We start from the raw sequence: 12,441 nt of genomic DNA, 5'->3' as shown, positions 1-12,441 counted from the left end.
GTATTCCGGGCACGCCGCCCGGCACGCTCAGCCCGGCCGGAGTCAGCCCGGCCCAGTCGGCCGGGTCCGTGTGCCCCGAGGCGACGGTCCCGGCGGTGGTCAGCTCGTCCAGGCAGGCCGGGACCTGGAGTTCGGCGCCGGGTACCCGCAGCCGGGACATCCCGGCGCAGTGCCCGTCCGCCGTGGCCGCGGCGCCGCGGTCCGCCGCGCCGCGGTCTCCGGCGGCCGCGGGCCATGCCGCGATGGTCACGAGCGCGGCCGCCGCCGCGGCGGCCCTGCGCAGCCGTGCGGACAGGTGCACGGGTACCTCCTGTGGGTCGTCTCCGATGGGGCGGGGGAGTCAGGGGCAGGAGCCGGGGCCGTCGGCGATGACGAAGTATCCGGCCGGTGACTCCTTCAGGGTGTGCGTGGTGAAGGTGGTGTAGAGGCCCATGTCCTGGTTCGAGCCCCTGGCGAACGCGTGGCCGCCGCCGGTGGTGGCGCGTCCTGCCCGGACCTGCTGGTAGTTGTCCGCGGTCCAGCACTTCGGTGGCGCGCCCGTGGTCGAGGCGCTGATCCCGGCCGAGCGCGCCCCCTCGGCACCCGTGCCGTCACGGGCCGCCACGGCGTAGGTGTGGGTGCTGCCCGGGCCCAGACCCGTGTCGGTGAACGGGGGACCGGCGGGCGTCGCGATCCGGGCGCCGTCGCGGTACACCGCGTACGAGGCGGCCCCGCCGACGCCGTCCCAGGCCAGGGTGACGGAGGTGTCGGTGGCACCGGTCGCGGACAGTCCGGCCGGCGCGGGCAGAGCCCCGGTCCCCGGACCGGAGCCGTCCAGCCCGAAGAAACCGGTGATCCAGTAGCTGGAGCAGATCGACCGGATGAAGTGCGCCGTGCCCGTGGCGCCGCACTGCTGGGGGCCGGTCCCGGGGTCCACGGGAGTGCCGTGCCCGATGGACGGCACCCGGTCCACCTCCACGGCCACGCTCCCGTCGGCCGCCAGGTACTGCTCGCGCCGCGTACCGTCCGGGCCGACGGCGGCGGTGCGGTCCGGGACCTGCCCCAGGCCGTGCACGGCGGTCCACTGGTCGCGCAACTCGTCGGCGTTCCCCGGGACGACGGTGGTGTCCTGGTCCCCGTGCCAGACGGCCACCCTCGGCCAGGGCCCGCCGTACCCCGGACGGGCGTCGCGCACGCTCTCGGCCCAGGCCGCCGGGGAGCGGTCCACGCCCGGACTCATACACGTGTAGGCGCCGGCCACCGTGTCGGCGCAGCCGTAGGGGATGCCCGCGACGACGGCACCGGCCCGGAACACCTCGGGGTAGGCGGCGAGCATCACGGCGGTCATGGCACCGCCCGCGGAGAGCCCGGTGACGTAGACGCGGGCCGGGTCGGTCCCGTAGTCGGCGGCCGCCCGCGCGACCATCTGCCGGATCGAGGCGGCCTCGCCCTGGCCGCGGCGGTTGTCGCCGGGTTCGAAGAAGTTGAAGCACCGGTTGGCGTTGTTGGCGGACGTGGTCTCGGGGAACACGAGGAGGAAGTGGTACCGGTCCGCGAACGTGCTCAGTCCGGAGTTGTCGGCGTAGACCTGGGCGCTCTGCGTACAGCCGTGCAGCGCCACCACCACGGCCGGATCCGGGGGCAGACCGGCGGGCCGGTAGACGTACATGCCCAGCGCACCCGGGTTCGGCCCGAAGTCGCCCACCCGCTCCAGCGGGACGGCGGCCCGGGCCGCGGGCGCGGACCCGACGAGCGCGGCTCCCACCACCAGCGCGGCGATCCACCCACGCCGGCGCCCGGCCCGTCTCTCACGCATCGACATGGCGGCTCCCAGTAGGGGGGACACGGAAGATGCCCGTAACCGTAGGAGCCCCCCTCACCCCCGGAGAATGGTCCGCCGCCCCACACCCCCCGCCCCGGCCTGTACACCCCGCCCGTTGCCCCCGGGGCACCACCCTGCTACCCAGGGCGCGCCGGACGGGCCGGACGGGCCGGCGGCCTGCCACCCACCCCGCCGGACCGCCGCCCCGGCCCTCACCCCCTCCAGTGCACGCGCCCCAGATGGATCAGGCGCAGCTGGGCCCGGGCGGTCGCGGTGGCGGTCGACCAGTCCTCACCCCGCAGGGCGGCCGTCAGGAACGCCGACGCCGTCATGAACATGTGGTCCACCAGCAGCCGGGCCAGCATCCGCACGTCGTCGGCGTCCCAGCCCGCACCCGCCGGATCCGTACCCAGAACGGCACCGATCTCCTCGGCGAAGGCGTCGAGTTGGGCCGCGATGGCCTCGCGCACCGCCGCGACCCCGCCGTGGCGCTCCCGGACCAGGAAGCGGACGTGCGCGGGCCTGCTGCGCACCAGCGCGGCGACGAGCCGCACTCCGGCGTCGCCGCGCCGCTCGGCGTCACCGGTGGCGGCCAGCATCCCCCGTACCGTCACGTGCAGGCTGGCCAGGGCCTCCTCGACGAGCGCGGTCCCGAGCTCGTCCATGCCCCGGAAGTGCCGGTAGAAGGCGGTGGGGGAGACCCCGGCCGCCCGGGTGACCTCCCTGAGGCCCAGGCTGCCGAGGCTGCGCTCCTCCAGCTCGGAGAGGGCCGCGTCGAGCAGGGCCCGCCGGGTGCGGCGGCGCTGGATCTCGCGGGCTCCGGTGGTGTGCAAGGTCATGACGCGCAGTCAAGCGCGTCACACTCGCGCTCCGCCAGCATGAAGGTAATTGAACTGGGTAGTCAGTACACACGTGTCAACCGAATGCCGGAAGTCCCGATGACCTGAACGGAAGGACGGTCCCGTGCTTTTCCTCGTAGCTGCCCTGCTCGTGCTCGGCGTCGTACTCGGTGCCGTGGCCCACGTCCCCGTGCCCGTAGGTGTGGTCGCCGGCCTCGCCATCGCCCTGTGGCTCGCCGTGTTCACCGCACGCGAGCGGTACTCGGGCCGCCGCCGGGCCGCACGTGCCGGCCAGGGGCGCGGAGGTGCGCGATGAGCACCCGGACCGCAGGGGAGAGCCGTACCCGCGAGACCGACGCCATGGCCGTGACGGCCTTCGTCCTGGGCCTCGTCGGACTGCTCGTGACGAACCTGCTGCTCGGCCCGGTCTCCGTCGTCCTCGGCGTCCTCGCCCTGCGACGGGGCACGCGCAGGCCCGGCCGCGCCCGGCTGGGCATCGCCCTGGGCGTGGCGGACCTGCTCGTCCTCGCCTGCCTCGTCACCGCCGACGGCACGTGGTCGTGGAGCCTCGCCTGACCGCACCGCCGCAGCCGGGGCTCAGGGGCAGTTCTCCTCGACCTTGGCGACGGTGAAGGCGACCGGCCGGCCGTTCAGCGGCGCACCGGCCTTCGGATCCTGCGTGCACACCTTCCAGTTCGACTCCTGGAGGACCATCCGGCTCTGCACGGCGTCCATCACCGTGATCGAGGCATTGCCCGGGAGCGCGGCGCGGACCGCCTTCATCCCCTGGCCGACGAAGTCCGGCATGGTGTCGCCCGCCGGCTTCGGGGCCGGCGCGTCCGAGGCCGGGCAGGACTCCTTGGAAGCCGGCGGCCTGCGCCTCGTCCTGAGCGGTCTGGAGGCCCTTGCCGACCAGGTCCGGGAGGGTCGCCGTCTTCCCGGCGGAGCCCGCATTCGCCGGATCCCTCCCGCTGTGTGGTGCCTGTGACCGGTCTGTGATCATCCTGTGCGTCCGGCTCGCCCCCAGATCGAGCCGCCACGCCCGCACGCGGACGCCGCGGACGTCGGACGTTGCAGGGAACGATCTCTTTGTACACACTTCACTACCGGGCGAGGAGGAGGAGACGATGAGCGCGGGCCACGAGGCACGGCGATGGCCGGACGAAGTCAGCGTCGACAACGCGAGGACCACACTGCTGCAGCTCCTCGCCCGGGCGGGGGTCCCCCCGGGTGACGCGCGCCAGCTGATCGGGCTCGTCGAGGCGGGCGCCCTGTCCCTCGCGCACGCGGAACTCGACGGCGCCGGCCGGACCGTCCCGGGGGACAAGGGCGAGGAGTACCGCTCGGGCTGGCTCGACGGCGCCGAGGCCCTGCTGGAGGAGCTCGGCGCCGTGGCCGAGCGGACCCTGGCGGGGGTCGCGGGGCCGGACGGGGACCAGGGCGGGGCCGGCGGACACCCCCGGGCCCGGCGCATGGAAGTGGAGCGGACCAAGGTCGCGCTCACCCCCCTCTACCTGTCGTTCACCGCGGCTTCGGAGCTGGACCCGGAGGTCACCGAAGAGGTGCTCGTCGCCGTCCTCGGCACGATGAGCCCCCGGCAGCGGGCCGGCTACGCCGGACGCCTGACGGAGTTCGCCACGCTCCACCGAGGCCGGCTGGAGCAGCTGTTCGCGGCGTTCGGCCCGGACAGCGCCACCGTGGTGCACGGCCGCTACTCGCTCCTCCACTCGGTGACGAGCCTCGCCGTACTGGAACGCCTCATCGCCGCCCCCCAGGCACTGCGCGAGCAGTGGGACGCCGCCGAGCTCCCACCCGCCTGGCTCGACGGCCTGACCACCGCCTGGACCGCCCGGACCTGACTCCGCGGCCGGGCTGGGCCGTGTTCTAGAACGCGCTGACCTGCCTGTTCGGCCGTCGTACGCCTCGGTTGACGGTCTGGTGCCCGAATCGGGGGCGAACGGTGGCTGGGCCTCAGGGCACTGGCTGCGTAAAACGCTGCTCCGTAGCGGGCTGCGCCTACTGAACTGCTACGGCGTGGGCTTGGTGCGGCGTCGGGTGGTGACTTCGCGATAAACGTACGTCGCGAGTGCTGCGGCGATGGTCGTCCAATAGCTGAACGCCTCGCCGTGCGACAGGCCCCCGTTGCCGGCCCTGCCGAGGGTGTACATCACAGTGATGGCCGCCGCTACCGCTCCGGCCACGTAGCCCACTGCGCGAAGCAGGATTCCTGAGCGTGGCGTGAGGGCCGCAGCGCACCCCAGAAGAACCACCAAGGGGATGCCGATGTTGATGAAGAACGAGAGCACACCGTAGGAGAAGAACCAATCGCTCAAGGAACCGAACGTCAGGAGGAGCACGGCCGCCGGGAGCCCGAAACGCATCGCCGCACCGTGCCGGGCCGCGTCGGCATCTGCGGGGGCGGACGCGGGCGGATCCGGGTTCGCGAGCGTGAGCGAAGCTGTGGGGGCGGGTACCGGAGGGGCGGGTACCGGAGCGGCGGGCGCCGGGGGCGCGGACGCCGGCGGGAGGTCCAGCTGTCGCAGTGCTCGGGCGAGGGCGGCGGCGTCCGGGTAGCGCCGGGCAGGCTCCTTGCGCAGCAGGGTCAGGACGAGGTCGTCCCAGGCGGCGGGGATGTCCGAGGACACGGATCCGGGTGCAGGGGGTTCCTCGGTGAGGTGCGCCGAGAGGTAGCCGACCGGGTCGGGGGACTCGAACGGCAGTCGGCCCGTGAGCAGTTCGAAGATCAGGCAGCCGAGGGCGTACAGGTCGCTGCTGGGCTCCGGGAAGCCGCGCGCCTGTTCGGGGGCCATGTAGGGCGGAGTGCCGACGATGAAGCCGGTCTGAGTCAGGCGGTCACCGGTCACCGCCGGGTCGGCAGCCCGGGCGATGCCGAAGTCGAGGACCTTGACGGTGCCCGACGGGGTGAGGAGGATGTTGGACGGTTTGATGTCCCGGTGCATGATCCCGGCGTCGTGCGCGGCGGCCAGCGCATCGCATATCTGGCTGCTCCAGCGCGCCACGAGGGCTGGAGGAACCGTGCCGCGGCGCAGTACCTCGTCCAGCCCTTCGCCGCGGATCAGTTCCATGACCAGGAACGGGGCCCTCTCCTCCGCTTCGCCCAGTTCGCCCAGGTCGTGGATCGTCACGATGTTGGCCTGCTGGAGGCGGGCCGTGATGCGTGCCTCGCGCAGGAACCTGGCGCGCGCGTCCTGCCCGCGTGTGCCGCCGCCGGCGAGCAGAGAGATCACCTTGACTGCGACGGGCCGGTCCAGACTCTCGTCGAGGGCCTCCCACACCTGCCCCATGCCGCCCTCGCCGAGCCGGCACGCTATCCGGTAACGGCCGCCGAGAAGCTGACCCTCCATCACTGCATCTCCCCCGCACAGACCTACCCGGTACCCGTCCACCAAGGATCATCACCCGAAGCGTGCTACCAGCGCAGCCCCCTCGCAGGCCGGTCGGTCATAACCATTCGCCGATCGCGGCGATCAGGACGGGATCCCGCACTCCACCGCGTGCCGGGCCTTGTACAGGCCATGGTCGTCGGGCTCGATAGAGGTTCCGCCTGGCGGTTCGTTCTGTGCCTGGCCGTCGCGGCAGGCGCCTGCGGCGTGCTGAGGGGCCCGGCAGATCGTGGAGTCGACGTCGACGTCCTACGTGATCAACTCGGCCGCATCCGCCCTGGCCTGTAGACGGGTCAGCAGTTCGGGCCAGGTACCGTCGCGCTGCCGGCGACGGAGCACCGGTCCGTACCCGCCATCGGATCCCGGTCGTCAGCTTCCGCCGGCCCAACGACGGCCGCCCCAGCACCGCGACCGGCCACGCCGGATCCAGCACCGCCCGCTGCCCGTCAGCAAGATCTCCTCGTCCCACACCGCGATCATCGCGATGCGGGACGAGGATCAGAGTCGCGTTTCAGAACACGGCCTAGCCCTTGGGCCCCGTGCCGCAGAAGAAGATCGCCTCGCCGAGGCCCTTGACCGTGCCCGTCATCATGCCGATGGCGAGTCCCGGCACGGCGCCGACCCCGCCCGCCATGGCGCCGGTCGCCGTCCCCACGACCGTGTTGATGTAGATGCTGCTGCCCAGGTGCTTGAGCATGCACTTGTTCCACTCGTCCTCGGTCTTGGGCTTGTCGATCAGGCCGGCCGGGGACATCGAGGCCGTGCCCGTCCCGGCGGCGCCCTTCGGCGGGGCGGCGGCAGTGGCGGGAACGCCGTCACGTACCGAGATGGTGGGCGGCGTCACGTAGCCGGTGACCGTGTCACCGCCGGCGCCCTCGATGGTCTGGGTGAGCCGCTTGCCGGTGAGGGCGAGGCCGACCTTGTGGGTGGCGCCGTTCGGCTCCCGGACGATGCCGGGCCGTACGGTGGCGATGTTCCGGCCGGAGCCGTCCGTGAGCTTGACCGTGTCGTTCTCGACGGTCGCGGTGGCCCCCTCGGGGATCTCCAGGTCCGCGCTCTCGGTCGTGGCCAGGACCTGGGGCCGGACGTCCGCATCCGTGGTGGCGGCGGCGCTGCCCGGCGCGCCGGTGCTGGTGCGGGCGATGTACATCGTGGAGCCGGCCGGCGAGTTGACGACCGGGACCGTGACGGTCGCGTCCGTCGTCCACGGCTGGTTGTCCGTGTCGAAGGTCCACGTGCCCGTGACCTTCTTGCCGACGGCCGCGAAGTCGACCCAGGCGTAGTTCTTCGCGGGGACGTCCACGGCGATGCCGTTGATCGTCGTCTCGTCCGAGGTGTAGGTCTGGGTCGCCGACAGCTGGCTGGAGATCATGGCCTGCACCGGCGTGGAGACCCCGAACGAGGTGGACACGCCGGCCGAGAACGACTGGGCCCAGCCCGAGTGGTAGACCGTCGTGAAGATCTGCTTCATCGTGCTGTCGGTTCCGTTGAACCAGACGGACGAGGCGACCTGGCGCGGCAGCACTTCGGGCTGCCCCTCCGACCGCTGCGTCCACGAACACGTCGACGTCCGCTTGGAACACAGGTCCGCGTAGTAGTCGAGGGCGAGGCCCCTCGCCTCGGCCGCCTTCGAGGCGGGGAGAGTCCATTCCTGGCTCGCGCCGCCGTTGCATGCGTTGGGCTGGGCGAGGATCCCCCACAGGTGGAGGCCGCCCCGGTTGTCCAGGCACCACTCGGTCCCGCTGGACTCGTCGCGCCGGACGATCCCGAACGCGTTGGGCTTGCCGTCGACGGGACGGAAGTGCCACTGCTGGCCGTCCTTGCCGCAGGACTGCTGGACGGCCGGCTGGCTGGCGTACACGCACTTCCCGGAGGAGGTGCTGGCGAGGTTGAACGTGCCGGGGGCGGCGAGCCTGATCAGGCGCCAGTTCGTGTAGTTGGTGCCGTCCGGGGTGACGGAGATCTGGTTCCCGTCGTTGTTGCCCGTCGCGTTGAGCGTGCCGTCGGTGTTGGTGAAGGTGTACGCGTCGGCCGCGGCCGTGGCGGCCGACGCGGGGGCCGCGGCGACGGCGAGCGCCGGGGTGATGACGGCGAGGGCGAGGGCGGGGGCCGCCAACGCCCTCGCGGCACGGGTGAAGTGGGAAGTCATGGCAACTTTCGGTCGGGTGTGCGGCACAGCCGTGAGGTGAGCCGTTGACGCCCCCACGGCGAGCCTCTTCGGGGACAGTCACGCACACGGGCGCCGCGCCGCGAACCCGCAACAATCCGGAGTGACAATCCGGTCGGCGGCCTCCCGGCAGCCTCCCGGCGGTACGCGCCGGGTGTTGCTCCACGGACCTGCCGCGGGCGGGTCCTACGGTGGACCCCGTGGCGGAACGGGTGGCGGACGCGGTGGGTACGGCGACGGTCACGGCGCACCTCAAGGAGCGGCTCTACGCGACGATCACCATGATCTCCGTCGTCATCGGCCTCGCGGGCACCGGCCATCCGGACGCCGCCGGGGCCGCGGCCACGGTCGCGACCGCCGCGGCGGGCCTGTGGCTGGCCTCGCTCGTCGCCGACCAGCAGGCCCACCGCGTCACGCACGGCGCCCTCGCCCGGGGACGGGAACTGCGCCTCATGCTGTTCGTCAGCAGCCCCCTGCTGCTGTCGGCGGTGGGCCCGCTGCTCCTGATCGGCGTCTCGGCCCTGGGCGCCATGGAGCTCAGGACGGCGCTCTACACGGCGGCCGCGGTCAACGTCGCCACCCTGTTCGGATGGGGCTGGTACGGCGGCATCCGGATGGGCGCGGGAACGGCGGTCGCGCTGTTCGCCGGCCTGATCGACGCGGCGATCGGCACGGCGGTCGCGGTGGTCAAGGCCGCCACCGGCCACTGAAACCCGAGTCGCTCCCCCCCACGACCCGAGTCGCTCCCCTCCCACGACCCGAGTCGCCCCCCCACGACCCGGGCCCCGCCGAACGCGCCCCTGCGGTCAGCCCGCCACGCGCGCCATCCACGCCTCGACCTCGTCCGCCGAGCGCGGCAGGCCCGCGGACAGGTTCTCGTACCCGTCGGCGGTCACCAGCAGGTCGTCCTCGATCCGGACGCCGATGCCGCGCCACTCCTCGGGCACCGTGAGGTCGTCCGGCTGGAAGTACAGGCCCGGCTCCACCGTGAGCACCATGCCCGGCTCCAGCGCACCCTCGACGTACTCCTCGGTACGGGCCTGGGCGCAGTCGTGGACGTCCAGGCCGAGCATGTGGCCGGTGCCGGCCATGGTGAACCGGCGCTGCAGGCCCAGCTCGTACGCGCGGTCCGCCGGGCCCTCGACGAAGCCCCACTCGACGAGCTTCTCCGCCAGGTACCGCTGCGCCGCCACGTGGAAGTCGCGGTACGCGGCCCCCGGCTTCACGGCGGCGAAGCCCGCCTGCTGGGCCTCGTACACCGCGTCGTACACCGTGCGCTGCACGGCCGTGAAGGTGCCGCTGACGGGCAGGGTGCGGGTGACGTCGGCGGTGTAGAGGGTGTGGGTCTCCACGCCGGCGTCCAGCAGGAGCAGCTCGCCGGGGCGCACCGGGCCGTCGTTGTCGGTCCAGTGCATGATCGTGGCGTGGTCGCCCGCGGCGCAGATCGAGCCGTAGCCGACGGAGTTGCCCTCCAGACGTGCCCGGCGGAAGAAGGTGCCCTCGATCCAGCGCTCGGAGGAGGCGACCGCCCGCGAGAGCTCGCCGACGCAGTCGGTGAATCCGCGGACGGTGGAGTCCACCGCCTTGCGCATCTCGCCGATCTCCCAGTCGTCCTTGACGAGCCGGAGTCCGCTCAGCGCCTCCTCCAGCTCGGCGTCGCGCCCGGCGTCGGTGGCGACCGCCGCCTCCAGCGCGGTGTCGACGCCGCGGACGATGCGCGTCGGCACGCCGGGCGCGGCCGCCAGGTCGCCCACCGCCGAGCGGACGTCGCGGCAGGACAGCCCGAGCACGCGCTCCGACTCGGCGAGGGAGCGGCGACGGCCCATCCACAGCTCGGCGGTGTAGCCCAGCCAGAACTCGTCGGTGTCCCGGCCGTCGCGGGGCAGCAGGTAGCAGTAGGCGTCGTGGCCGACGTCCGGGCGGGGTTCGAGGACGAGTGCGCCGTCGCGGGCCCGGTCGCCGGTCATGTGGACGTAGCCGGAGTAGGGGCGGAACGGGTAGGGGTCGTCGTTCGATCGCGTCTTGAGGTTGCCGGACGGGACCACCAGCCGCTCGCCGGGGAAGCGGGCGGAGAGGGCGGCGCGGCGCAGGGCCGCGTACGGGGCCTGCTCGTCGACCGCGAGGTCGTGCCGTTCGGTGTCCGCCCAGCCCGTCCTCATCAGGGCGGACAGCTCCGCGGAGATCTCCGGGTAGAGGCCGTTCTTGCGACCGTTCGCCACGTCGTGCTCCTTCTTCCGGACGGGTGCCGGGAGGCCCCGGCGATGCCCGGACGGTACTGCGGCGGCGCACCCTGCGGAGTCCCGGCCGTGCCAGTGGCACCGATCGGCCACGCGCGCCCCCTCGTCGCCGATAATGCGGTGCATGGCGAACGCGAGACTGGACGAGGCCCTGCGGATGCTGGGCATCGGCCCCGAGGCCGGCCGCGTGTACCGGTCGCTCCTGGAACTGGCCCCGGCACCCCTCGCCGAGCTGCGGCGGGCGGCAGGGCTGGAGGGCGCCGAGTTCCGTGCGGCGTACGGGGAGCTGGTCGACGCCGGGCTGGCGGGCGCCGCCGACGAGGGCGCGGACGTGGCGGCGCCGGTGCCTCCCGCCGCCGGGCTGGAGATCCTCGCCCGGCGCCGCGCGGCCGAGCTGGAGGCCTCCCGCATCACCGTGGGCGGCGCGTTCGAATCGTTCCGCCGCCGGCGGCTCACGGCCCACGACGACCACCTCGTCGAAGTCGTCACCGGCGACGCCGTCGGCCCGAGGCTCCGCCAGGCCTGGGCCAGCGCCCGCGAACAGATCCGCCAGCTCGAATCGCCGCCCTACTTCCCCCAGGCCGAAGCCCTCGACGACGCGCTGACCACCCTCGCCCGCGGAGTGACGCAGCGGGTGGTCTACTCGCGGGCGTCACTGGAGGTGCCCGGGCGGCTGGAGAGCGCCATCGAGCCGTGCGTCGAGGCGGGGGAGCAGGCCCGGGTGGCGCCGACGGTACCGGTCAAGCTGATGATCATCGACGAGGCGTACGCGCTGGTGTCCCTGTCGATCAGGGAGGCCGACGTGCACAACACCACGCTGGTGGTCCAGCCGTGCGGCCTGCTCTCGGCCCTGATCGCCCTGTTCGAGCAGACCTGGCAGCAGGCCCTGCCCTTCCACGGCCGCACCACCCGCCCGGCCGGCCTCCCCCCGGCCGACCGCCGCCTGCTCCGCCTCCTCGCCGGCGGCGCGGGCGACGAGGTCATCGCCCGCGAACTGGGCATCAGCCGCCGCACCTTCTTCCGCCGCCTGCAGATCCTGATGGCCCGCCTGGGCGCCGAGAACCGCTTCCAGCTGGCCCTCCAGGCCCAGCGCAACGGCTGGCTGTGAGCGACGTCGTGGACGTGCCGCCCCCGCCCGCACCTACACCCTCGGCCCCGACCGCGGGCCGGCCGAGCGCCGGACGGGGTGGCCGTCGGGTCCGTCGACCAGCAATGAGCCGTCACCCAGGGGCCTCAGCGCGTACGGGTTGGCCACGTCGACGGCGAGCTCGGCGCCGACCGCGCCCGAGCCGACGTCGACCAGGTGGTGGCGGAACCACTCCTCCTCGTCCTCGCTCTCACACCCCCCATTTCCGGGGTGCCGGTGGAAGGCGACGTCCTGCTGCCCGTGGTCCATGAACTGCCGTTCGTCCGGCGCGAGGTCGATCAGGCAGCGGTCCAGCCACGGGTAGGTCACGAACTCCGGCTCGCCGTCGCTCCCGGCCGTGCCCCGGACCACGACGCCACCGTCCTGGCCCTCCCCGATGTCGAGGTAGACGCTTCCGGCCACGGGGTGCACGTGATGCCCGGCACCGTGACCGACCGTCCCCAGGTCCCGGAGGGCGACGACCCGTCCGCTGTCGGCGTCGTGCAGCACCCACTGGTCCGTGCTCCCGTGTCCGGCCATCGCGTCGGGCCGGTAGACCCAGACGGTCCGGCCGTCCGGCGACAGCACGCAGCCGGGCCGGTGGCCATGGGGTACGTCGGAGTGCGGCTCGAACTCCGACGCCCACACCAGCTCGCCGGCCCGCGTGAGGCACACGACCCTGTTCAGGGTCGTGTACACGACCCGCTCCAGATCCGGCCCGACCGCCGACTCCACGACCTCGTCACCGTCCAACGGCCGGAAGACCGCCCCCGGCTCGATCCTGCCGAACGCACCGGGACGAACCGGATAGGCCCGGATCCGCCCGTCGCGGTAGCGCGTGATCACCATCTGCCGAGGCCAACGTGC

12 protein-coding genes and 1 pseudogene are annotated in these 12,441 nt (G+C 73.2%); 5 read left to right on the top strand and 8 right to left on the bottom strand.

Annotated features, from left to right (window positions below):
* The 3 genes and pseudogenes from ACFVXK_RS19675 to ACFVXK_RS19665 form a co-directional block, all read right to left on the bottom strand.
* Window positions 1-301, bottom strand: a pseudogene (locus ACFVXK_RS19675) (tannase/feruloyl esterase family alpha/beta hydrolase); the annotation flags it as partial.
* A 39-nt stretch (window positions 302-340) separates the two neighbouring features.
* Window positions 341-1,801, bottom strand: coding sequence for a PHB depolymerase family esterase (locus ACFVXK_RS19670; RefSeq protein WP_389613320.1), 1,461 nt, complete (start codon window positions 1,799-1,801; stop codon window positions 341-343).
* 212 nt (window positions 1,802-2,013) lie between these two features.
* Entirely contained in the window at window positions 2,014-2,640 is a 627-nt protein-coding gene (locus tag ACFVXK_RS19665) for a TetR family transcriptional regulator (RefSeq protein ID WP_389613318.1), read from the bottom strand.
* A 124-nt stretch (window positions 2,641-2,764) separates the two neighbouring features.
* Here ACFVXK_RS19665 and ACFVXK_RS19660 point away from each other — a divergent pair, with 124 nt between their 5' ends.
* Both ACFVXK_RS19660 and ACFVXK_RS19655 read left to right on the top strand, forming a co-directional pair.
* Complete coding sequence (locus tag ACFVXK_RS19660) at window positions 2,765-2,956, top strand: hypothetical protein (RefSeq protein WP_389613316.1); 192 nt, start codon at window positions 2,765-2,767, stop codon at window positions 2,954-2,956.
* Window positions 2,953-3,216 carry a DUF4190 domain-containing protein gene (locus ACFVXK_RS19655; protein WP_389613314.1) on the top strand — a complete coding sequence of 88 codons (264 nt, stop codon included), beginning with the start codon at window positions 2,953-2,955 and terminating at the stop codon, window positions 3,214-3,216. Before ACFVXK_RS19660 ends, ACFVXK_RS19655 begins: the two co-directional genes overlap by 4 nt.
* Window positions 3,217-3,237: 21 nt before the next feature.
* Here ACFVXK_RS19655 and ACFVXK_RS19650 read toward each other — a convergent pair whose 3' ends face one another.
* The gene (locus ACFVXK_RS19650; protein WP_389613312.1) at window positions 3,238-3,447 is read right to left on the bottom strand and encodes a hypothetical protein; all 210 of its coding nucleotides are present in this window, start codon (window positions 3,445-3,447) and stop codon (window positions 3,238-3,240) included.
* A 320-nt stretch (window positions 3,448-3,767) separates the two neighbouring features.
* Between ACFVXK_RS19650 and ACFVXK_RS19645 the strand changes: the two genes are divergently transcribed.
* On the top strand, window positions 3,768-4,499 hold the full coding sequence (locus ACFVXK_RS19645) for a hypothetical protein (RefSeq protein ID WP_389613310.1): 732 nt from the start codon (window positions 3,768-3,770) through the stop codon (window positions 4,497-4,499).
* Between the two features lie 168 nt (window positions 4,500-4,667).
* Here ACFVXK_RS19645 and ACFVXK_RS19640 read toward each other — a convergent pair whose 3' ends face one another.
* Together ACFVXK_RS19640 and ACFVXK_RS19635 are read right to left on the bottom strand one after the other, a co-directional pair.
* Window positions 4,668-6,005, bottom strand: a complete 1,338-nt coding sequence (locus ACFVXK_RS19640; protein ID WP_389613308.1) for a serine/threonine-protein kinase — start codon at window positions 6,003-6,005, stop codon at window positions 4,668-4,670.
* A gap of 562 nt (window positions 6,006-6,567) precedes the next feature.
* Entirely contained in the window at window positions 6,568-8,193 is a 1,626-nt protein-coding gene (locus ACFVXK_RS19635; RefSeq protein WP_389613306.1) for an RICIN domain-containing protein, read from the bottom strand.
* A 218-nt stretch (window positions 8,194-8,411) separates the two neighbouring features.
* On the opposite strand from ACFVXK_RS19635, the gene ACFVXK_RS19630 reads away from it, so the two are divergent.
* Window positions 8,412-8,921 (top strand): hypothetical protein, encoded by a 510-nt coding sequence (locus tag ACFVXK_RS19630; protein ID WP_389613304.1) that lies wholly within the window; start codon window positions 8,412-8,414, stop codon window positions 8,919-8,921.
* Window positions 8,922-9,017: 96 nt separating this feature from the next.
* Here the strand turns inward: ACFVXK_RS19630 and ACFVXK_RS19625 are convergent, their stop codons facing one another.
* Window positions 9,018-10,430 (bottom strand): aminopeptidase P family protein, encoded by a 1,413-nt coding sequence (locus tag ACFVXK_RS19625; protein WP_389613302.1) that lies wholly within the window; start codon window positions 10,428-10,430, stop codon window positions 9,018-9,020.
* A 142-nt stretch (window positions 10,431-10,572) separates the two neighbouring features.
* Between ACFVXK_RS19625 and ACFVXK_RS19620 the strand changes: the two genes are divergently transcribed.
* Window positions 10,573-11,556, top strand: coding sequence for a LuxR family transcriptional regulator (locus tag ACFVXK_RS19620; RefSeq protein ID WP_389613300.1), 984 nt, complete (start codon window positions 10,573-10,575; stop codon window positions 11,554-11,556).
* A 33-nt stretch (window positions 11,557-11,589) separates the two neighbouring features.
* Here the strand turns inward: ACFVXK_RS19620 and ACFVXK_RS19615 are convergent, their stop codons facing one another.
* Window positions 11,590-12,423, bottom strand: coding sequence for a hypothetical protein (locus ACFVXK_RS19615; RefSeq protein ID WP_389613299.1), 834 nt, complete (start codon window positions 12,421-12,423; stop codon window positions 11,590-11,592).
* Window positions 12,424-12,441: the final 18 nt, after the last annotated feature.

It is taken from the genome of Streptomyces sp. NPDC058157, assembly GCF_042884105.1.
Taxonomy (GTDB): Bacteria; Actinomycetota; Actinomycetes; order Streptomycetales; family Streptomycetaceae; genus Streptomyces.
This window is presented reverse-complemented; position numbering and strand designations above follow the sequence as displayed.